19 protein-coding genes are annotated in these 20,722 nt (G+C 52.5%); 9 read left to right on the top strand and 10 right to left on the bottom strand.

All coding sequences use genetic code 11. The annotated features are described in order from the left end of the window. The first annotated feature begins 246 nt into the window (after positions 1 to 246). A complete protein-coding gene (locus HU175_RS23515) occupies positions 247 to 1,110 on the top strand; it encodes a sugar phosphate isomerase/epimerase family protein (RefSeq protein WP_176568893.1) in 864 nt (287 codons plus the stop codon). Between the two features lie 434 nt (positions 1,111 to 1,544). Beyond that, positions 1,545 to 2,714 (top strand): signal peptidase I, encoded by a 1,170-nt coding sequence (gene lepB, locus HU175_RS23510; protein WP_176568892.1) that lies wholly within the window; start codon positions 1,545 to 1,547, stop codon positions 2,712 to 2,714. Positions 2,715 to 2,861: 147 nt separating this feature from the next. Here the strand turns inward: lepB and HU175_RS23505 are convergent, their stop codons facing one another. The 3 genes from HU175_RS23505 to HU175_RS23495 form a co-directional block, all read right to left on the bottom strand. After that, positions 2,862 to 3,932: an aminotransferase class I/II-fold pyridoxal phosphate-dependent enzyme gene (locus HU175_RS23505; RefSeq protein WP_176568891.1), complete on the bottom strand. Its 1,071-nt coding sequence runs from the start codon at positions 3,930 to 3,932 to the stop codon at positions 2,862 to 2,864. After that, on the bottom strand, positions 3,929 to 4,981 hold the full coding sequence (locus HU175_RS23500; RefSeq protein ID WP_176568890.1) for a dipeptide epimerase: 1,053 nt from the start codon (positions 4,979 to 4,981) through the stop codon (positions 3,929 to 3,931). Before HU175_RS23500 ends, HU175_RS23505 begins: the two co-directional genes overlap by 4 nt. Before the next feature lie 84 nt (positions 4,982 to 5,065). Next, positions 5,066 to 5,686, bottom strand: coding sequence for a response regulator transcription factor (locus tag HU175_RS23495; RefSeq protein ID WP_176568889.1), 621 nt, complete (start codon positions 5,684 to 5,686; stop codon positions 5,066 to 5,068). Between the two features lie 426 nt (positions 5,687 to 6,112). On the opposite strand from HU175_RS23495, the gene HU175_RS23490 reads away from it, so the two are divergent. Next, on the top strand, positions 6,113 to 7,789 hold the full coding sequence (locus HU175_RS23490; protein ID WP_176568888.1) for a hypothetical protein: 1,677 nt from the start codon (positions 6,113 to 6,115) through the stop codon (positions 7,787 to 7,789). A 1-nt stretch (position 7,790) separates the two neighbouring features. Here the strand turns inward: HU175_RS23490 and trxA are convergent, their stop codons facing one another. Both trxA and HU175_RS23480 read right to left on the bottom strand, forming a co-directional pair. Continuing rightward, positions 7,791 to 8,096: a thioredoxin gene (gene trxA / locus HU175_RS23485; protein ID WP_176568887.1), complete on the bottom strand. Its 306-nt coding sequence runs from the start codon at positions 8,094 to 8,096 to the stop codon at positions 7,791 to 7,793. Between the two features lie 151 nt (positions 8,097 to 8,247). After that, positions 8,248 to 9,537, bottom strand: a complete 1,290-nt coding sequence (locus tag HU175_RS23480) for a bifunctional 3,4-dihydroxy-2-butanone-4-phosphate synthase/GTP cyclohydrolase II (protein ID WP_228724258.1) — start codon at positions 9,535 to 9,537, stop codon at positions 8,248 to 8,250. 1,389 nt (positions 9,538 to 10,926) lie between these two features. On the opposite strand from HU175_RS23480, the gene HU175_RS23475 reads away from it, so the two are divergent. The 3 genes from HU175_RS23475 to HU175_RS23465 all read left to right on the top strand — a co-directional run bounded on the left by HU175_RS23475 (position 10,927) and on the right by HU175_RS23465 (position 13,401). Next, complete coding sequence (locus HU175_RS23475) at positions 10,927 to 11,799, top strand: gliding motility-associated C-terminal domain-containing protein (protein ID WP_176568886.1); 873 nt, start codon at positions 10,927 to 10,929, stop codon at positions 11,797 to 11,799. A gap of 77 nt (positions 11,800 to 11,876) precedes the next feature. Then, the gene (locus tag HU175_RS23470; protein ID WP_176568885.1) at positions 11,877 to 12,209 is read left to right on the top strand and encodes a YbaB/EbfC family nucleoid-associated protein; all 333 of its coding nucleotides are present in this window, start codon (positions 11,877 to 11,879) and stop codon (positions 12,207 to 12,209) included. A 163-nt stretch (positions 12,210 to 12,372) separates the two neighbouring features. Continuing rightward, positions 12,373 to 13,401 carry a glycosyltransferase family 2 protein gene (locus HU175_RS23465; protein ID WP_176568884.1) on the top strand — a complete coding sequence of 343 codons (1,029 nt, stop codon included), beginning with the start codon at positions 12,373 to 12,375 and terminating at the stop codon, positions 13,399 to 13,401. Positions 13,402 to 13,423: 22 nt separating this feature from the next. Here HU175_RS23465 and HU175_RS23460 read toward each other — a convergent pair whose 3' ends face one another. Continuing rightward, positions 13,424 to 13,645, bottom strand: coding sequence for a PspC domain-containing protein (locus HU175_RS23460; protein ID WP_176569336.1), 222 nt, complete (start codon positions 13,643 to 13,645; stop codon positions 13,424 to 13,426). Positions 13,646 to 13,960: 315 nt separating this feature from the next. Here HU175_RS23460 and HU175_RS23455 point away from each other — a divergent pair, with 315 nt between their 5' ends. Continuing rightward, entirely contained in the window at positions 13,961 to 14,167 is a 207-nt protein-coding gene (locus tag HU175_RS23455; RefSeq protein ID WP_012930831.1) for a cold-shock protein, read from the top strand. A 64-nt stretch (positions 14,168 to 14,231) separates the two neighbouring features. Here HU175_RS23455 and lysS read toward each other — a convergent pair whose 3' ends face one another. Continuing rightward, on the bottom strand, positions 14,232 to 16,001 hold the full coding sequence (gene lysS, locus HU175_RS23450; protein ID WP_176568883.1) for a lysine--tRNA ligase: 1,770 nt from the start codon (positions 15,999 to 16,001) through the stop codon (positions 14,232 to 14,234). 206 nt (positions 16,002 to 16,207) lie between these two features. On the opposite strand from lysS, the gene HU175_RS23445 reads away from it, so the two are divergent. Then, a complete protein-coding gene (locus tag HU175_RS23445; RefSeq protein WP_176568882.1) occupies positions 16,208 to 17,077 on the top strand; it encodes an SPFH domain-containing protein in 870 nt (289 codons plus the stop codon). Between the two features lie 111 nt (positions 17,078 to 17,188). Continuing rightward, positions 17,189 to 17,380 carry a ribbon-helix-helix domain-containing protein gene (locus HU175_RS23440; protein ID WP_176568881.1) on the top strand — a complete coding sequence of 64 codons (192 nt, stop codon included), beginning with the start codon at positions 17,189 to 17,191 and terminating at the stop codon, positions 17,378 to 17,380. Here the strand turns inward: HU175_RS23440 and HU175_RS23435 are convergent. The 3 genes from HU175_RS23435 to HU175_RS23425 form a co-directional block, all read right to left on the bottom strand. Continuing rightward, entirely contained in the window at positions 17,361 to 18,137 is a 777-nt protein-coding gene (locus tag HU175_RS23435; protein ID WP_176568880.1) for a type III pantothenate kinase, read from the bottom strand. The genes HU175_RS23440 and HU175_RS23435 overlap by 20 nt on opposite strands. Positions 18,138 to 18,238: 101 nt before the next feature. Continuing rightward, positions 18,239 to 18,931 (bottom strand): tRNA (adenosine(37)-N6)-threonylcarbamoyltransferase complex dimerization subunit type 1 TsaB, encoded by a 693-nt coding sequence (gene tsaB, locus HU175_RS23430; RefSeq protein WP_176568879.1) that lies wholly within the window; start codon positions 18,929 to 18,931, stop codon positions 18,239 to 18,241. A 107-nt stretch (positions 18,932 to 19,038) separates the two neighbouring features. Then, complete coding sequence (locus HU175_RS23425; protein WP_176568878.1) at positions 19,039 to 20,709, bottom strand: S41 family peptidase; 1,671 nt, start codon at positions 20,707 to 20,709, stop codon at positions 19,039 to 19,041. Positions 20,710 to 20,722 lie beyond the last annotated feature (13 nt).

Genomic DNA, 20,722 nt, shown 5'->3' with positions numbered 1-20,722 from the left:
AAATTGACCTATTTCTACTTCAACTTGTGCAAAATTTATTTTTGGTAAACGTCTGGTGACATATTAAATCCGCATTAAAATTCATGCCAATGGTACTCTATTCATACTATGTTTTTGCCTGGGTGGCATCGATTGCTCATGGTCGGATTGATGGGTGGGCGGGCTTTTTGCGCGTTGGCAATCAGTAAGCCCGCTGGCCAGATGGCTTTACAGGGCATCGATACTTTATTGAAAACTCATTCGCTTATGTTCGCTAAACTGTCTGTTGTGCTGGGATTATCACTGGGCTGGCTCGGGATGGAAACGGGCCTGGCGCAGTCGGGGAAACCGCTTTATACGTTTCCGCTGGGTGTGCAGGCCTATACGTACCGGCATACCTTTCCGAAGGACGTAGTTGCTACGCTGGACACCATCAAGGCGCAGGGGTTCACCGAGATGGAAGGGGGCGTTCCCAAAGGCCTGACGGCAGAGGCCTACAAAAAGATGCTCGATGAGCGGGGAATCAGTATGCCAGCAACGGGGGCCGGGTATGAGGAGATCGTCAAGGACCCGATGGCCGTAGTAAAGCAGGCGAAGGCCCTGGGTGCGTCGTACGTCATGGTGGCCTGGATTCCGCACCAGAAGAGCAACTTTACGCTGGCCAACGCGCAGCAGGCCGTGACTGATTTTAACCGGGTGGGTAAAATTCTGAAAGAAAACGGCCTGACCTTCTGCTACCACGATCATGGCTATGAGTTTCAGCCTTATCAGAATGGTACGTTGTTCGACTACATTGTGCAAAACACCGACCCGAAATACGTATCGTTCGAGATGGATATTCTCTGGACGACCTTCGGTGGGGCCGATCCGGTGGCGCTGCTGAATAAATACGGGAGTCGCTGGAAACTCATGCACCTGAAAGACCTGAAAAAAGGGATAACCGGTGACTTGAGTGGCGGCACCCCACCCGAGAATGATGTGGTGCTGGGGCAGGGGCAGATCGACATGCCCGCCGTGCTGAAAGCCGCCAGGAAGGTAGGCATCAAACACTATTTCATCGAAGACGAGAGTAATCAGGAAAGTGTGCAGGTGCCGAAAAGTGTGGCTTATCTGAAGGGGTTGAGGATGTAGGGTTGGGTAAAAGTGTATTACTGCCTCATGGTAGCGTACGTACGTTCCCGATCCCTCACCCCCAAGACCTAATCTTATCGGGGTTTCACGAGGTGGTGAATTGGGCTTTGTTGCTGGCGTTTACCACCCCCTGCCCCCTCCTAGAAAATTAGGAGGGGGTGGTTGAGAGGGTCACTTCTGCACGTTCCCCTCCTGTTTTAGGAGGGGCTAGGGGTGGTCAGAGTTAACCTCGACAAGATTAGGTTTTGGTAAAGAGTTCTGCAACGGTTATTCCGTTCAAAAATACCCCCTCAGTCCATTCCTGCCGCCGATTTAACCACTTGTGTAATAGCCTTCTCGTACCCTGTCCTGTCGCCTAGCTTTAGGAATAGGACAGGGTCTCTGTTGAAAGTAGGCCCGGTCGCATTAATTGTTATCATTAACGAGACGGAGCTATGTTCAACAGGAGAAAGAAGGCCGAGGAACGGTCGGCCAAAAGTAAAAAGTCAGCTTTGCGGGAGTGGCTGGATTCGGTGCTGTTCGCGGTGATAGCCGCTACGTTGATTCGGTTTCTGACGTTCGAAGCCTTTGCCATTCCGACACCGTCTATGGAGAACAGCCTGATGGTGGGCGACTATCTGTTCGTCAGCAAGCTCCATTATGGCATCCGTACGCCTAAAACGCCCCTGCAGGTGCCGTTGACGCACCAGAAAATCTGGGGGACGGATATTCCATCGTACAGTACGGCGATTCAACTGCCCAGTTTTCGACTCCCCGGCTTCTCGTCGGTGAAAAATGGCGATGTGGTCGTGTTCAATTATCCGCCCCACAAACCGGGTGAGCCTGCGTACCCTACCGATCTGAAAACCAACTTTATCAAACGCTGCATTGGGATTCCGGGCGATGTCGTCACCATCCAGAATCAGCAGGTGCTGGTCAACGGAAAAATAGCACCCATTCCGGTTCGGTCGGAAACGACCTACTTCATCAAAACGACCGAGGTGCTGGACGAGCGGTTCTTCCGGAAGTTCGATATTGTGAATGATTTCAAATCAGCCGAAGGGCCATTCATCAACTGGCAGCCGCTCGAAGCCTATAATGAGGTGACCAAAACCAATACGCTGGTTGGCTACCAGATCAACACGACGGCGGAGGTTATTGAACAAGTCAAAACGTTTGCCTGGATCAAGGGCGTTGACCCCATCGTGGCACCAGCGGGTCAGGCCGAACCGGGCATCTACGGCAGTAAGGCTTATGCCTGGAATCAGGATAACTTCGGGCCGCTTACGGTACCCAGGAAAGGCATGACTGTGCCCATCAACCAACAGACGATTGCGGTGTATGGCCCCGTGATTGAGCGGTACGAGTCGAACGAACAGGTGGTCGTTACGCCCACGGCGATCCAGATAGGGGGCAAGCCCATTACGTCCTATACGTTCAGGCAGGACTATTATTTCATGATGGGCGATAACCGGCACAACTCGGAGGACTCACGCTACTGGGGCTTCGTTCCCGAAGATCACCTTGTTGGGAAGGCAGTCTTTGTCTGGATGTCTATCGATCCCGTTCCGGCTGACAGCTGGCACAAAATCCGCTGGAGTCGCGTGTTTCGGACGATTGATTAAACTACCAGCTTGCCGTCCGGTCGTGAAGCGAGATCGCAGCAACCTGTTCATAAGCAGAAGGGTGATCGGCGTTTGCTTCGTTGCTGAATCAACACTATCATCCCGACCAGTTGTGCGCTACGGAAGTCGACTGAGCTTCATGAGCGCTTAAAACATGTAGTCGTAGATCCGGTAAGCCAACTGCTGAATATCGGCCAGCTCATGAAAAGCGCTGATCACGATCCGGGTGTTGGCCGGATCGTGAACGGTTGGATAGGCGAAGGAATACAGGACAATGTTTCGCTCCAGCAGGTACGGATAGAGCTTGTCCTGTTCCGTAAAAAAGACGGGATATCCTTTCGCGTGGTTAAACAGAGCCGTTACGCCCAGGAGCTTTTCGGCCAGCGTCAGGTTCTGCTGTAGCTTATCGAACGCTTCAGTATACAGCGGCTCGGCTTTCAGGAACGCATCCAGGTAAGCCGGTGGAATAGGGGAGGAACCACCAAAAAAGGCTGTCTTCCGAAGTCGGTCCAGCGAGTCGGGATTGCCGAACACCGCTCCCCCCGGCAATCCCATGGCTTTGGCCAGTGAACCCGTTACCAGTAACTCTACATTTTCTTTTGTCGGCAGCTGTGGCCAGATACCGCGTCCACCGTTCAGGAGGCCAAGCCCGTGCGAGTCGTCGACGACAAGCGTGATGGGCCGGTCGTCCGGTAAATCATTCACCCAGTCAAACGAATAGTGATTCGAGTGAAGCGCGTCGATGGCGTTGGTCAGCACAACAATAGGTGCCGGCGACGTAACGGCACGGAGCTGTTCGGGTAACTGCTGAGTCCAGTCGGCGAAGGAGCCCGCAGGGAGGGCAGGGGCTGGTACGTTCCAGAGAGCGGGGTGAGCGCAGGGCGCATAAATGAACGTAGCCTCCTGCGCCCGAAAGGCCTGAACGACAACCTGCCCGGCCATCATGCCCGACGAAACCGTCAGGGCCGAGGTGCCGGGACCGCTGATACGGCGGGCCAGTTCAGCTTCGGCGGCTTCATAAATCGCCAGCCGCAGATTACCGTTGCGGGAACTACCGAAACTGGTACCATAGCGGTTCGTACCCTCAACCAGCAATTGCTGAAACGCGGGATTCTGCTGCAGACCGAGGTAGGCCGTTCCGCTAAAAAACAGGTATTCGCTGCCAGCGTGGGTTATCGTACGGCCGGGCAGATGGTCGATATCAAAACTTGTCGTCATTGAATTTCAGCTCCTTCCTCTAACAGCCATTGAACGCCGGTGCCGGGTTCATCGGCATAAATAACATGACCATTGTCAAACGTAACGCCCATTGCGGGATCGTTGGCGATAAGCATGGCACCGTCCAGATCGGCGTAGTCGAGCAGGGGGAGCAACTGCGCAATGGCCGAAATACCGACGCTGGATTCGGTCATACAGCCTACCATGACGGACAGGCCCAGTTCACGAGCGCGGGCAATCATCCGGCGGGCAGGGGTAATACCTCCGCACTTGGTCAGTTTAATGTTGACGCCGTGAAAATACCCCGCGCAACGGTCAACGTCGCTTTCGACAATACAGCTTTCGTCGGCAATGATGGGTAGGGCCGTTTCCTGAAAAACGGTTTTGGCACCTTCCCAGTCGTCGGCGGGCAGGGGTTGCTCGATGAATTCGACACCCAGTTCGGCCAGGGCGCGCGATTTTGTGATGGCGTCGGCGGGTTGCCAGCCGCAGTTCGCATCGACTCGGAACAGGGCGTCGGTATGGGCACGTAGCGTCCGGACCAGCGGCAGGTCACCTTCGTCCGGATTGGTGGTCGAGCGGCCCAGCTTGATCTTATACAGCGGCCAGGGTTTTTCCTGCATCTTGGCCACCATGCGCTCGGGGGTATCGAAACCAATAGTATAGTCTGTAATCGGACTGTTGGCCGGATCGAGTTGCCAGAGCTTGTAAAGCGGCTGGCCCTGTTTCTTGCCCCACAGATCCCAGGCGGCCTGGTCGAGGGCACAGAGCGCGAACGGCTTGTCGGCCAGGTGCGGCTGCATATCCGCCCAGAACGCTTCCGGATCGGTCAGTTCATACGCTTCGATCTGGTCACGAATGGCCTCCAGAGCGGCAATCATCCCGTCCAGCGTGATGCCGTAGTAGTGTGTAGCGGTCGCTTCACCAAACCCCCGGTACGAGCCATCGCGCAATTCAACAATCAGCGACGGCTGCTCATCGCGGCTGTCGTGCGCAATGGTGAACGTATGCGTAAGTCGGAGTGTAACGGGATGAAATAGCAGCTGCATCGGATCGTCATTTCGACAAAGATAAGCGCCAGCCCGTCCGGTCGACAGGCTGGCGCAACGTAATGACGAAGAAAGAAGTGCTGTTTACAACGTAACGAGTCCCTCCTGCATGGCTTTAATGACCATGCCCACCCGGGTGCGAACGCTCATTTTCTGAAAAACGACCTCGCGATAGCCATCGACCGTACGCGGACTAACGCACATCTGGTCGGCGATTTCATTGTACGTCAGCTCGCTGCACGCCCACCGCAGGAAGTTGTATTCGCGGTTGTTGAGCTGCGACGAATTGGCTACCGATGGTAGTAGTACCCGGGCGGATGGCTTAGGGAAATAGGACCCAGTTGTGATCAGTTCACGCAATGCCTGCTGAAATTGTTCAGGGCGGCTCTGCCGAAGTAGATACCCATGAACACCAAGTCGCTCGATCCGGGCAACAAATACGTCGTGGCTGGGAACAGAAAGAACCAGCACCCGCAGGGACGGATACCGGCGACAAAGCTGCGTGACGGCGTCGAAATTTCGGATCAGGCTCATGTCCAGCAGCAGTACGTCGGGTGGGGGGACGACCTGACGAAGCTGATTCAGAACGTGATCGTACGTTTCGGCCGTGAAGACAATGGAATAGTCGCCTGATTTACGAACCAGATCGGCGAGGGCCTCGGTCAGGAGGTGGTAGTCGTGGGCAATGGCAATCCGGGTAGGCATACGTAAGGCGGTTAAACGAGTTAGGCTCTGAAAATTAGATACTTACTCGTCCGAGCGCAATACCCGGATTATGGGATATGTGGGAACGGTGTATTTGTTACTGAGCGGTAGACAGGTCGATTCTACGACATATTACCTACTGTACCAATGACCGAATAATAAACTTTTATGACTGCAATGAGCATTTTGCGACCAATCATGTTTGATATGAAAATATTTATAATGAGTTGACTTATATCTGAGATATACTCAACGGTCGGGTTTTTTGTAAATGAACTCGTCAAATTAGCATCCTTAGTTGCTTGTTTCTATATCATATGATAGTTACTCCACCCTGATAAGTTCTGCCTAACTGCCTTCTGCATCATCGCTACATGATGCGGTTTCCTCGTTTACCATATACCACAATTTTCAATTTACGAATACATGCGTCGCTCTGGCCTTCTGACAAGATTGGCTCAGGTCAATCTATGTCCTCTTTTATTTGTTTTTCTTGCCGCCGTTCCCGTGGTTGTGTATTACTGCCTGGTGATTGGACTGCAACGAAACCTACCCATCTTCGACGATTATATCCTTGAATTAGATATGGTCCGGCTCCGTGAAGCCACGACCTGGACCGATAAAATTCAACTTCTTTTTTCGCAGCTCAACGAACACCGGCTGGTCTACGTACGCGGTTGGTTCTGGCTAGTATACTGGCTGCATGGGCAGATTTCTTTTTCTGCTCTGATCATCATCGGAAACCTGGCGCTACTGGGCCTCGGCTGGCTACTGGTGCGTTTGTTATGGCAGCTATCAGTACCCATAGTTGTTTGGGTACCGGTCTGCTGGCTACTCTTTCAGATGCATTTCTACGAGAATTCGCTCTGGGCCATGGCTTCTCTGCAGAATATCACTGTGCATCTGTTCTATGCGTTGCTCTTTGTGCTGGTCGTCAATCCAGAACGCCGTTCCTGGTGGGGGGCGTGGGCGGTTGCCGCACTATTGTGTTACACATCCGGAAATGGCTTTATTGCTGTAGTACTGGCGGGAATCGCGTTACTTGTTCAAAGGCGTTGGCGCGATGCGGGAGCCTGGCTTATCCTGTTGACCGTGTTAATGAGTACCTACTTCTGGGGGTACGAGCGACCAGCTATTTTATCGGGTGTTGATACGTACAGCTTGTTGGACAAGCTATCAGGGGCTATGATTTTCCTTGGTGCTTACTTTAATATATACCCCTTTACTGATACGTACCAGGAGAATTTGCTGGTTGGGGGAGTCGTCTGTGTAGGGGTTGCGGGCATGAGTGTCTGGCTGATCAATCGATTGTTCCGCGTTGATTCGGCCACCCGGCTGACTGTCGTCTATCGAGCCAGTCTGGTAACGCTGCTGCTGGCCAGCTTTCTTGTGTTGTCGGCCGGAGCGGTGGCCAACAACAGGTTATCGTTTGCCGGCTGGCGGGGACTGATGCTAAGCCGGTATAGTCTCTATAGTACGATGTTCGTTATTACTGGGTATATCCAGTTCGTACTGATTGCCAGGGAAAGAGGATGGCCGTTGCGACTTGTGGGAGGGAGCGTACTAGCCGCTAGTATTATCTTCTGGATCGGTATTTTCCAGCACCACCTGGCCGGTATGTATAACTTCCGGAGTCGAAGCCTGGCTTTTTACTACAACTTTAGACAAACTCAATCGGAAGAAATCAAGCAGCAGGTAGCAACGGTGTTTCAGCCCGTTGGTGCCGACCGAAGGCTGTTAGCTCAACTGGAAAGAAAGGTGGCAAAACCCTGGCAGAACTACCCAAATGGAGACCAGTTGATTTCTGCTTTTGCTGAGGGTAATGATGAGGTTACTATTAAGAACAGTTGGTTTCACAGTAGCCTACAACCGGATAACTGGGTGTGGGTTTTATTGAAAGGAGATGACCATACCCTGTTATTCCCGAGCCGTCGGGCGACAAACCTGGGACTGCGATCGTTCTGGTTGCAGCAGACTTGGTTTGGCAACGGGTTTGAGACCCAGGTGTACCGGTCGTTCACACGCAAACAGCCCTATCATGTCGGCTTGATTCAGAAAAACAAGCAGGAGATTCGGGTGTATCGAACCAGTCGCGTTCTATAGTTCACGCACCGTATTGCCGGGCCAGCCCCTCCAGCGTTTGCAGCGACTGAACACCCGACTGCCGCCAGACAACTTTTCCGTTCTTGAACAGAATCATCGTCGGAATACTGCGTATCTGGTATTGTTGTGCCGCCTTCTGACTCTGATCGACATTAACTTTCAGTACTCTGATTTTATCCCCGTTCCGGTCGGTGAGCTGCTTGAGGATTGGGGCCTGCTGGCGGCAGGGCGCACACCAGTCGGCGTAGAAGTCAACTAATACGGGCGTATCGCCTTTAATAATATCTCCGAATGCCTGTTTAGCCATAGCGTTGAGGGCTGTTTTACTGTCAGCTATCTCTTAAACGCACAAATGCGGATCTGGGTTCTACCCCCTTGATCCGCATTTTTTTACGAACAGGATTACAGCCGCGCCACGGTGGCCGCCGGGCTGTGATCCTGTCTATAAAATAGTATCGTTAAAGCTGCTGTTCGTGGTTGACTGGCTCGTTCATGATGGTATGGCCCATCTTGTCGCGTTTAGTACGCAGGTAGCGCTCGTTATGCGGATTCGACGGAATCTCGATGGGGACGGTCTCCACGATTTCTAGTCCATACCCCATCAGACCCGCCCGTTTTTTGGGGTTGTTTGAGATCAGACGAAGTTTCCGGATGCCCAGATCCCGCAGAATCTGCGCACCAACGCCGTAATCGCGGGCGTCCATCGGCAGGCCCAGGTCGAGGTTGGCTTCGACCGTATCGCGGCCCATTTCCTGGAGTTTGTAGGCTTTCAGCTTGTTCAACAAGCCAATACCCCGTCCTTCCTGAAACATGTAAACGATCACGCCCTTGCCCTCGGCTTCTACCATTTTCATGGCGCTGTGTAACTGCGGACCGCAGTCGCAACGGCACGATCCGAAAATATCGCCCGTGACACAGGACGAATGGACACGAACCAGCACCGGCTCGTTCGGTTCCCAGCTACCTTTGATGAGGGCCAGGTGCATATCGCCGGTATTGCTTTGTTTATACGCAATCAAATCAAAATGACCCCATTCGGTCGGCATATCGACGCCGATCTCCCGATGAATAAGGGATTCGGTCTGGAGCCGGTAGCTGATCAGATCCTGAATGCTGATCAGCTTCATGCCAAAGCGGTCGGCCAGTACACGGAGTTCGGGGAGCCGCGCCATGGTGCCGTCTTCATTCAGCACTTCGATCAGGACACCCACGGGCGACAAACCCGCCATGCGCGCCAGATCGACGGCCGCTTCGGTATGACCCGCCCGGCGGATAACGCCCCCTTCGACGGCCCGCAGCGGGAAAATATGCCCTGGGCGACCCAGATCGTCGGGTTTGGTGTTGGGATCAACCAGCGCCTGAATGGTTTTGGCCCGGTCGGAGGCTGAGATACCCGTCGTGCAGCCATTGCCCAGCAGGTCGACCGATACGGTAAACGGCGTGGTATGAACCGACGTATTGCTGCTCACCATCATGTCCAGCCCCAGCTCTTCGCAGCGCTCCTGGGTAAGCGGGGCACACATGAGTCCGCGGGCTTCGCGGATCATGAAATTGACCATTTCGGGCGTAATCAGCTCCGCTGCGCAGATCATATCGCCCTCGTTTTCGCGGTCTTCATCGTCCACTACCAGAACGATTTTACCGGCTTTGATATCAGCGATGGCGTCCTCAATCCGATCCAGACGAATTGGACTGGAGGCTTCCTGATTTGCGGCCGAACCGGTGATGTTGGTACTATTATTGCTCATCTTCTTGATCGATGCGTGTCGGCGTAATTACCTTTGGTATCCAGTTTGGACGCAAACGTACGCAGCGCCGTACTACGTTGTGCTTTTCTAAAAACGCGTAAAGAAACGCTGTTTTGACTGAAAAACTGTTTTTCAGGAAGATACGTTTCGCCAGGCGCGAAAATGTCGGAGACAGCGTTTTACGGAAAGAATCCCATAAATCTCTGGTAACGAAAATTTTTACTCTCTGTGCGAATTTTACAAGGATGGCGGACTGAAGTGGGCAGTGAGCTTAGAATAATGATATTAGTATTCATGTTTTTTGGGCTAGTTAGTCATACCCAAGGACAGACCGACCTATGTAATCCTGCTAACCGTACTCCAAATACTCAAGAAGGGGGGTTCACTCTCAATAAAAGAAAAATATGTATCGGTGATTTTGTTTCTGTTACAAACACAAAACCAGTTGCAACTGGCATAAAATATATATACGGCTATACTAAAGACTCCAGTTTAGTGACAGCTGGTACTGTTTCGACAAGGTATCAATTTAAGACAGCTGGTGTATATAAAATTTTGCAGGCAGGTAGTCTTAATGGAACCGCAATGCTTCACTGTGAAGAAGTCGAAGTCCTTCCGCTTAATCCAGTCAAAATATCGTCTGTAAAAACCTGCGCTGGGGGCCAGGTGCAAGTGACAATAGATCCGGCGACATTGGGGCAGTATGACTTTTATACAATTCGCTGGGGAGATGGCCGTGTGGAAACCAAAACGAGAGCGCAGGTAGCCTCAACGTTTTCGTATGCGTATTCAACCACCGGTGGCAACACATCCTACACCTTTTTTATCACAGGGTCATACGGTGACCCGAATACAGGAGCTTTCACTGGCTGTACAAGCACTGAAGAGAAACAGGTTGTTAATCTGGCCGCTGCAACAACACCGCCTATTATTAATAAGTTAACGACCACCAGTGATAATTCAATTTCGATTGTGTACCAAACGGGTGGTGCAACATCTGCAGAGCTTTATTGGAAGAATGCAAGTGGAATCTATGAAACTACGGGTCAAGGGGGAACAGGAGCTGTAGCATTTAATGTGACGGAAGTTGGAGGTAAACAGATTGATACTAAGCAAGTTCAATGTTTCCAGTTAGTAGTAAAAGATGCTTGTAATAGTACACCAATCAAGTCAGATGAAGTATGCAGCTTAGTAATGACTGCTCAAGCTGCTAGCAAGGAGAATGTTCTAAATTGGCCAGCCTATGCAGGGGTTTCATCTTCTGCACGTCCAATAATTTATAGGATTGAAAAAAATGGAGTATTAGCTGGAGGAACAATTTCTGATCGGTCTTCAAATACTTATACAGATGCCAAAGATATTCAGTGTGGAGTTCAGTACTGCTATAGCTTGAATGCCGAAGTAGGACAAGCTACGATTATATCAGGACCAGTCTGCGTAACCGGTGTCGGTGGTGATGCACCCAGTGCGCCAGGCAACACGGTCGTGTCTATCGAAAACAACCGCCCCCGGCTGGTTACTACGTTGCCACTGACGGGTACGGCCACCAGTTATACCCTGGCCATCAGCCGGGCCAATAGTCCGACGGGCTCATTCGGGCAAATTTCCGAGCAGTTCAGTAACAATACGTTTATTGATCAGGACGCTAACCCGAACATCAGTTCGTACTGCTATCAGGTGACGTATCAAAATACCTGCGGTCAGGTGTCGCCCCCGTCGCAGCCCGCCTGTACGGTTTATCTCTCTTCTAATTCCGCCGACGGAATTGACTGGACCAGTGCTACGCCATTTTCAGATGCACCCTCTGCCGGTTATACCGTCGAAATTCTGGACGACCTGAACGGGACAACGCGGGTTATTCAGGTTGGTATGGATACGGAATACACGCCCGACCCGAATGAGCAATCGCAGAAATACCGAATCGTGGCTACGTCGAATACGGGTGTGTTCAGCTACTCCAATTACTTTACGCTGCGCCGGTCGTCCCGGATTCTGGTGCCCGATGCCTTCACCCCCGATGGCGACGGAATGAATGATACGTTCGTCGCCAAAGGAGTTTTTGTCGAACGCTTCCGGATGACGATCTTTGATCGCTGGGGCGGGGTGATCTACAGTACGACCGATCGAACGCTTGGGTGGGACGGTACGATCAACGGCACGATGGCTCAGGATGGTAAGTACGGGTATTATATTGAGACCGAAGATCAGACCGGAGAGAAAACCGTTCGGTCGGGTTCGCTGTTACTGATACGCAGACAGTAGCGCACGCTCCCTGCCAATAACCCATAACTGACAGGTGCCGTTCTGGTACAATCGCCTGTCACTAACCAAGAATTGCTATGGACATGATGAATATGTTCGGGAAGATGAAAGAAGTTCAGTCCCGGATGCAGGAGGCTCAGGCCACACTCAGTACTATTTCCGAAACGGGCGAAGCCGGTGCTGGTCTGGTACGCGTAACGGTCAATGGGTTGAAAAACGTACAGAATGTTGAGATTGATCCTGATCTGCTGAAATCGGCCGACGACCGGGAAATGCTGCAGGACCTGATTGTGGCGGCTACGAATAAGGCCATGAACAGCATCGACGCGAAAGCCAAAGAGCACATCCGGCAGGCGACCCAGGGGCTGCTGCCCAATATTCCGGGCCTGAATCTGGACGGGCTGATGTGAAACGATGGCAGGAGACCAGGCCAGCGTTCGACTAGGTATTACCTAAACGCTGGCCTGGTCTCCTGCCAAAATCCTGGAAAAAGCCGTGAGGTTGGTAGCCAGTGCCTGTCTGGAACGCTACCTTTGTGCCGGTCTTGGACCGACTACCAACCAGACCTTTTCTGTGGATACCCTTGCAATTGTCATTCTTAATTACAACGGACGGGCGTTTTTAGCCAGGTTTCTGCCTACCGTTCTTGCCCATTCCGACGGTTATCCGGTCTACGTAGCGGATAGTGCCTCAACCGACGATTCTGTTGCGTTTGTCAAAGCCAACTTTCCCCAGGTTCGCGTGATTGAACTGGCCCGAAACGAAGGGTACGCGGGTGGTTACAACCAGGCTCTTCACCAAATTCGCAGCCAGTATGGCGGGGCTGCGTACTACGTACTCCCCAATTCCGATATCGAGGTAACGCCCAACTGGCTCACGCCGGTGCTGGCGCTCATGCAGGCCAATCCACAGATAGCGGCCTGCCAGCCTAAAATCCGCTCGTACCAGGATCGCCATTTGTTTGAACATGCCGGAGCCGCCGGTGGCTTTGTCGACTGGCTGGGCTACGTATTCTGTAGAGGGAGGATATTTGCCACCTTTGAACCCGACCAGGGCCAATATGATGATAACCGGCCTGTCTTCTGGGCAACGGGTGCCTGTTTGTTCATGCGGGCCGACGTCTTTCACCAGACGGGCGGTTTTGACGCTGATTTCTTCGCGCATATGGAAGAAATCGACTGGTGCTGGCGCGTGCAGCGGCTCGGCTACCAGGTCTGGGCCTGTGGCGAATCGACGGTGTATCACGTCGGTGGAGGCACACTACCCAAAGCCAATCCCCACAAAACGTATCTGAATTATCGGAACAGCCTGTTCATGCTCTACAAAAACTGGCCTGCCGATGGCTGGTTATGGGGCAAAATTCTGCTGCGGCTGGTGCTGGACGGCATTTCGTCACTGTTATTCCTTAAGCAGGGTCAGTGGAAGGACGTATGGGCGATTGTACGGGCGCACTTCGCCTTTTATGGTCATCTGCCCCGCCTGATCGGTCAGCGTCGCGCGCTTCGGCGACAACAGACAGCGGATGTAGCGCTGTATCCGCACAGCGTGGTATGGCAGTATTTCAGTGAAGGAAAGAAGTTATTCAGCGAACTGGACAAGTAGACCTGCCTGTCCTACATACGTATTACAACTCCCAGATGGTCGGATTGGCGTGACGACGCAGGTGCTTGCTCATTTCCATCCAGAAGGCCATAATGAGGTAAAGCACAACGGGGGATCCCAGCGTCAGGCATGAGGTGTAGATAAAATACAACCGGATGCTACTGGCCGAAATATTCATTTTCTCCCCCAGCAGGGTACAGACACCGAAGGCCTGTTTTTCAACAAAATACCTGATCTTATCCATGTGTGGCTTCTTAAGTACGCTGCTGTTACTAAGCAAAGCTAACAAAATGATGTTGTAGATTGTTTGCCTTTTGCTCATAAAAGCAGAATAAAGTGAGTGTTAATTAATAAAAACTTTCTTTTTCATTAGCTGAAGTCAGAACATTTTTATTTTATTTGCAATGCAACGGTCTGTTCATGAATTTCAGGCCCGTTGTTGGGTGAAGCCCGTTGATTCTCAGCTAAATGCCCTGGCCGTAGTTGTATTTAGTAGTACTCAGCGTTCTTTACTGCAAACTGACCCTTTTATTATTTAATTGTCTAATTATTACGTTTTATGCAAACAGGTGTAGTAAAGTTCTTTAACGAAAGTAAGGGCTACGGATTTATCGTTGAAGACGATACCAATCGGGACATCTTCGTCCACATTACAGGTCTGAATGGCATTACGATCCGTGAAAAGGATCGGGTGCAGTTTGAAGTCGTTGACGGCAAAAAAGGACTCAACGCTGTAAAAGTAAAGAAAATAGACTCCGACTATTAAGCAGCATCTATCTAACTATATAAAACCCCACCCGTTGATGGATGGGGTTTTTTTCGTTTACTTTTTAGTTACCGGTCCAGCCGCGCACGTCGTCCAGCGTAGGCATGGCTACGGTCAGCTTTAGTTTCTTACGCATACCGCCCAGGTCGTTGAACAGCTTGTTAGGGCTGGCGGTACGTAGTTGCTCGACCGTCATGAAACCAAGTTTCTGCACGGCAGGAACCCATTCGGCGGGGACGCCGACCGCCACGAAATCGCTTTCGTCCGACTGCTCCAGCTTTTTCTCCGGGCGCATCTGCGGGAAGAACAAAACGTCCTGAATCGATGGCTGGTTGGTCATGATCATTGCCAGCCGGTCGATGCCCAGGCCAACGCCAGCCGTTGGTGGCATGCCGTATTCCAGCGCGCGCAGGAAGTCTTCATCCAGCGCCATCGCTTCTTCGTCGCCCCGCTCGGCCAACCGCAGCTGTTCTTCGAAGCGCTCGCGCTGATCAATCGGATCGTTCAGCTCAGAATAAGCATTCGCGATTTCTTTTCCGTTACAAATAGCCTCGAAGCGCTCAACCAGACCTGGTTTGCTGCGGTGCTTCTTGGTCAGGGGCGACATCTCCACGGGGTAATCCGTAATGAAGGTCGGCTGAATCAGGTTGGGTTCGCAGGCATCACCGAACAGCTCATCGATCAATTTCGATTTGCCCATCGACGAATCGGTTTTGATGCCCCGACCTTCGGCTACCTCGCGTAGCTGATCTTCGTTCATCTCCGAAACGTCAACGCCGGTATATTCCTGAATGGCTTCGAACATGGTCAGGCGTTTCCAGGGACGTTTGAAATCGATGACGTTCTCGCCAACGGTTACTTTCGTCGTTCCCGCTACGTCCAGCGCCACTTTCTCGACCATCTCTTCGATGGTGTCCATCATCCAGATGTAATCCTTATAGGCTACGTAGAATTCGACCTGCGTAAATTCCGGATTGTGCGTCCGGTCCATACCTTCGTTCCGGAAATCCTTTGCGAACTCAAATACACCATCATAGCCACCCACGATCAGTCGTTTCAGGTACAGCTCGTTGGCGATCCGCATGTATAAGGTCATGTCCAGCGTATTGTGGTGCGTCTGGAACGGACGAGCCGTTGCTCCGCCGTGGATGGGCTGCAGAATTGGCGTTTCCACTTCCAGATACCCCTTCTGGCTCAGAAACTGCCGGATGGAGTTGACCAGCTTAGTCCGTTTCACGAACACGTCGCGCACCTGCGGATTCACGATCAGATCGACGTAACGCTGGCGGTAGCGTTGTTCAGGGTCGGTGAAGGCGTCGTAGGTTTCTTTTTCGCCCTGTTCATTCACAACCTCTTTCACTACAGGCAGCGGACGCAGCGATTTGTTCAGCAGTTTGAACTCCCGCACGTAGATCGACAACTCGCCGGTTTTGGTCGAGAAGACGTTACCACGCACACCAATGATGTCGCCAATGTCAAGCAGTTTCTTGAAAACCGTATTGTACAGCGTCTTGTCTTCGCCGGGACTAATATCGTCGCGCCGGAAATACAGCTGAATCCGACCGGTAGCATCCTGAATTTCAGCGAAGGAAGCGCTGCCACTTACCCGGAATACCATCAGACGACCCGCCAGCTGAATATTACCCCATCGCTCGTCGCCGGAGAGATCCATTTCGGGTTCAACGGAAGCGCTGGGCGCGGGTTGAAAAGCCGTACGGATGTCGGCGACGGTAGCGGTTACGTCAAATAGTTCGGCGGGGTAGGGGTCGATGCCCATCCGCATTAATTCTTCCCGCTTTTGCCGGCGGTTTATCTCTTGTTCGCTAAGCAGCATGATCGTCAGACAGTCGGCCGAAAAAAGGCCTTTGTTTAAAGGGGCAAAAATAGTGAAAAGGATTGGCGTTTACAGACCGGCCCGTAAAGAAGCCATCCGTGGAAGCCGGGTACCACTTATCCGATTTCTGACCGCTATTGTGCTAGAGACTGCTACCTTTATGCTATCAATTTGATATCAATTTCTTATCCTTAACGCCTACTTCCATGCAAGAAAAAAAGCTTACCTCCGTTTCGGGATACATATTCCTGTTGTTTGCCATCGGCTGTCTGGCCCTGGCGGTTCTGACGCTTGTTGTGTCTATCCAGGAGTACGGGCCTTTCCCGGCCATCGTACTGTTCATCATAAGCATCTTTATTTTCAAGGGTATCGTCATTATTTACCCGAATGAGGGTATGGCGGCTACGTTCTTTGGCGATTATGTCGGTACCATGAAGGAATCGGGTCTGCGGTGGGTCAATCCACTGTACAATAAAACCAAAATCAGCCTGCGCGCCCGTAACCTGAACGGGCAGATGATTAAAGTGAATGATAAGATGGGTAATCCCATCGAGATTGCTGCCGTGGTGGTCTGGCAGGTCGCCGATACGGCGAAGGCACTGTTTGAGGTGGATAACTACCAGACGTTTGTACAGATTCAATCCGAAGCCGCCGTTCGTTTTCTAGCCAGCTCTCATGCCTACGACAATATGGAGGATGAAAACAGCCAGGAGGGAGCCACGCTGCGCGATAATACCGGCCTGATCAATAAATTTCTGGAGCAGGAACTGGACGAACGACTCGGGCAGGCGGGGGTTCGTGTAACGGAAGCGCGCATCAGCCACCTGGCCTACGCTCCCGAAATTGCGGGTGCTATGCTGCAGCGCCAGCAGGCAACTGCCGTCGTCTCGGCCCGGAAGCAGATCGTTGAAGGAGCTGTCGGCATGGTCGAAATGGCCCTCGAACGACTTGAGCAAAAAGGCGTCGTCCGCTTAGATGAAGAACGCAAAGCGGCCATGGTCAGTAACCTGCTGGTCGTTCTCTGTGGCGAAAAATCCGTCAGCCCCGTTGTGAACGCGGGGACGTTATATAATTAAAAAGGAGGAAAGGGAGGAGGGGGAAGAAGGGGAGGAAAGGTAAAACGCTGGATCAGTGAAACACCTTTTCTCCCCCTCCTCCCCTTCTTCCCCTTCCTCCCTCTTTTCCCTATGCCCACTGAAAAAAAAGCATTCGTCCTGCGTATTTCGCCCGAAACGTTGAAAGAACTGGAACGCTGGGCGCAGGATGAGTTCCGGAGCGTAAATGGGCAGATTGAATATCTGCTCAACGATGCGCTGCGAAAACGAAAAAAACGAGATCGGGATAAACCGGATGAGCTGGCTACTGAGTCGCTGCCGTAACGCTTTCGCCAATGAGCCGGATGCCTTCCAGCGTCAGGGAAGGAACAATGTCGGTGAAAATATCCCGGAGCGACGGGATCCGGCCAGATAGTCCACCCGTAGCCACGGCGATGCAGTCACCGTTTAACTCCGTTTGAATCCGGCTGACAATCGAACGTACCAGTCCCTCGTAACCCAGGATAACCCCCGCCTGAATGGCGTGGGTTGTACTTGTTCCCAGCGCAGAGTCCGGCACTTCGATGGGGACTTCGGGGAGTTGGGCCGTATTGGCGAAGAGGGAGCGAATAGCGGTTCGCAGCCCCGGAGCGATGGCAATACCCAGAATTTTCCCCTCGCCCGACACCGTCGTGAACGTCAGGGCCGTACCAAAATCAACGATCACACAGGTCCGCTGGTAACGGGTGTAAGCCGCCAGCGCGTTGGCAACCAGATCGCTGCCAATTTCGTGAGGACGTAAGATTTCCAGAGGAAGCAGGGGGTAAATCCCCGGGCCGACAACAATTGGCGTAAAACCGAATAGCTCCTTCAGCATGGCCCGCATGGTGGGCGTCAGATCCGGTACGACGCTGCTGAGGACAGTAGATTGAATGGTACTCAACGATACGTTTGCTTCGAGCAGCCACAGCCGTAACCGCTTTTCGTACGATTCCGGACTTTCCTCGCGCCGGGCAGGTGTTCGCCAGACGGATCGCCAGGCGGTTTGGTCATAAAGGCCGAAAACGGCATCGGTATTGCCAATGTCAACAATAATCTGCACAGGAGCGAAAAGACGGTTGTCGGGGCGAAGTACGCAGAAAAAGGGCAGATTCCCGCAACTGGCCCTAACAGACCAAGTAGAACCGGCGCCTACGACTACGTTTATACCGCCAGCGGCTTTTTCGGGACCGTCGTCATAAACTCTTTGAGGTAGAACGGCTCGAAGGTCGCTACGTTCTCAAATTGTCCCTGCGCAAAAAGCGGAGTCGCTAGTGCGCCAATCGTCCGGGCGGAGGGCACGATTAGTTTATCAAGAAAAATTGCATTGGAATTACTGCCCAGTACGGATTGACACTTGGCGGCACCATCGCCGAAAAAGACAACCGGTCCCTGTGCCAACTGCTCACTGAACGATTGCTCGTCGATAATTTCCGCCGACGTAGTGCGTATCTCCTGGCCATCGACACCGTAAAACGCACAGTACACTTCCATCCGCCGGGCGTCGATCATGGGGCATAATACGTAGTCAACTGGGTAAAACGCCTGTACCTGAGCGGCCATGGCTGCCAGCGTGTTGACCGCCAGCATGGGTTTGTCGAGCGCAAAGCAAAGTCCTTTGGCCGTCGAGACGCCAATGCGTAACCCCGTATACGAACCCGGTCCCTTAGCGACGGCAACCGCGTCGACCATACTCAACTCAAAACCAGCCTGTTTCACTACGTCGTCAATCAGCGTCGTGAGCATAGCCGCCGACGTGCGCTCGGTAAACAGTTCGTAGCAACCCAAAAGCGTACCGTTCTGATGCAGCGCCACCGAGCAGGCAGCCGTTGACGTATCGAGGGAGAGGAGGAGCATAAAGGGGAGGAGGAAAGGAGGAGGGGGAGGAAGGAGGAAAGGTAAAAACACTGATTCGTAAAATTCCTTTCCTCCATCCTCCTCTCCTCCCTTTCCTCCTTTTAAAATTATTTCTTCTTCAAAATCGTACTATACCGGCCCATGTCTTTGAAGAGGTCGAGGGCGGCTTTCATTTCGGGATCGGTCGCAAATGAAGCTTCTTTAATCCCTTTTTGCAGATAGTAGTGACCCGCAATTTCCTGTTCCAGCAGGCCACGTAGTTCCGGCTTGAACGTCATCATGTCGGCGTCTTTGCTGTGCGACACTTTCGTTTTCAGGGCTTTTAGTTGATCCTGAATCTGATCGAAGTATTTTTCTTTCTTGGCCGACGCTTCCAGCGTGCCCAGGTCCTTCTCAACCTGCGTGGTGTAATCGTATTCCTTATCGGCCGTCCACTTCACAAAGTCAGCGTATTCCGCGTCGGTCAGGTGAAATTCGCGGGCGGGTTTGATCGTCGGGTGATCGTGGTGGTATTTGACGGCATAATCGAAAATCAACCCTTTGTTAGTCAGGCTGAGGGCGATCGGCGTTGGCGTTTGTGCATCGACCACCACGTCGGGCAGTACACCACCCCCGTCGTACACGACACGTCCCGCCTTGGTTTTGAATGCCGTTTTCAATGAATCCGGAATCTTGCCTACGCTGCCGTCGGGATTCCGGTGGCTGTAATCGATGGCCTGAATACAACGGCCGCTGGGTATATAATACTTGGCGGTCGTGATCTTAAGTTTCGTATTGAACGACAGCTCACGAGTCGCCTGCACCAGCCCTTTACCGTATGTCCGCTGACCAACCAGCACACCCCGGTCATAGTCCTGAATTACACCTGAGACGATCTCGGCGGCCGACGCGCTCCGGCTGTTCGTCAGGACAACAATCGGAATTTCCAGGTCCAGCGGAGCGTTCAAGGCCGTGTAGGTCTTGTTCCATTCCGTCACTTTGCCTTTGGTCGTGACGACTTCCGAATCCTTGGGAATAAAGGTGTTCGAGATGTCGATGGCCATGTTCAGGAGCCCGCCTGGATTTTCGCGGACGTCAAGGATCAGCTTTTTCATGCCCTTGCCCTTCAGGTCCTGGAACGCCGTGCGTACCTCGCGGGAGGCTGTAGCTGTAAAATCTTTCAGGTCAATGTAGCCAACATCGTCCGATACCATGCCGTAGTACGGTACATTGGTCATTTTCACTACGTCGCGGCTAACGCTGAGGTCGACGGGCGAGGGCTGCCCAAAGCGCTTAACGGTCAGCTTAACGGCCGTACCGTTCTGGCCTTTCAGCAGCTTGCCTGTATCAATACTGCCGTCACGCTCCTTGCGGGTTTTGATATCGACACCGTCAATTTTCAGAATCTCATCGCCGATCTGCAGGCCTGATTTTTCGGCTGGCGTACCTTCGTAAATCATCAGGACGATACTCTTGCCCTGCCGCTGACCAACGAGTGCCCCAATGCCGTTGTAGCGGCCGGTGGTCATGGTCATGTAATCCTCAATATCGTCTTCGGCGTAGAAGTTGGTATACGGATCGAGGGCTTTCAGCATAGCGTCGATACTGGTCTTCACCATCCGGTTCGGATTGACCTCGTCGACGTAATACTGGTTTAGCTCTTTGAAGAGCGTCGCGTAGATGTCCAGGTTCCGGGCGATCTCGAAAAAGCGATCGTCGGTTTTGAAAGAAAAGAAGCCAATGCCGCCTGCTACGAGAGCAGCAGAAGCCAAGAGCGAAATTCGTTTGGGGAAGCGCATGAGCGTAGCCGGG

The sequence above is a fragment of the Spirosoma sp. KUDC1026 genome, from assembly GCF_013375035.1.
In the GTDB taxonomy this organism is placed as follows: domain Bacteria; phylum Bacteroidota; class Bacteroidia; order Cytophagales; family Spirosomataceae; genus Spirosoma.
This window is presented reverse-complemented; position numbering and strand designations above follow the sequence as displayed.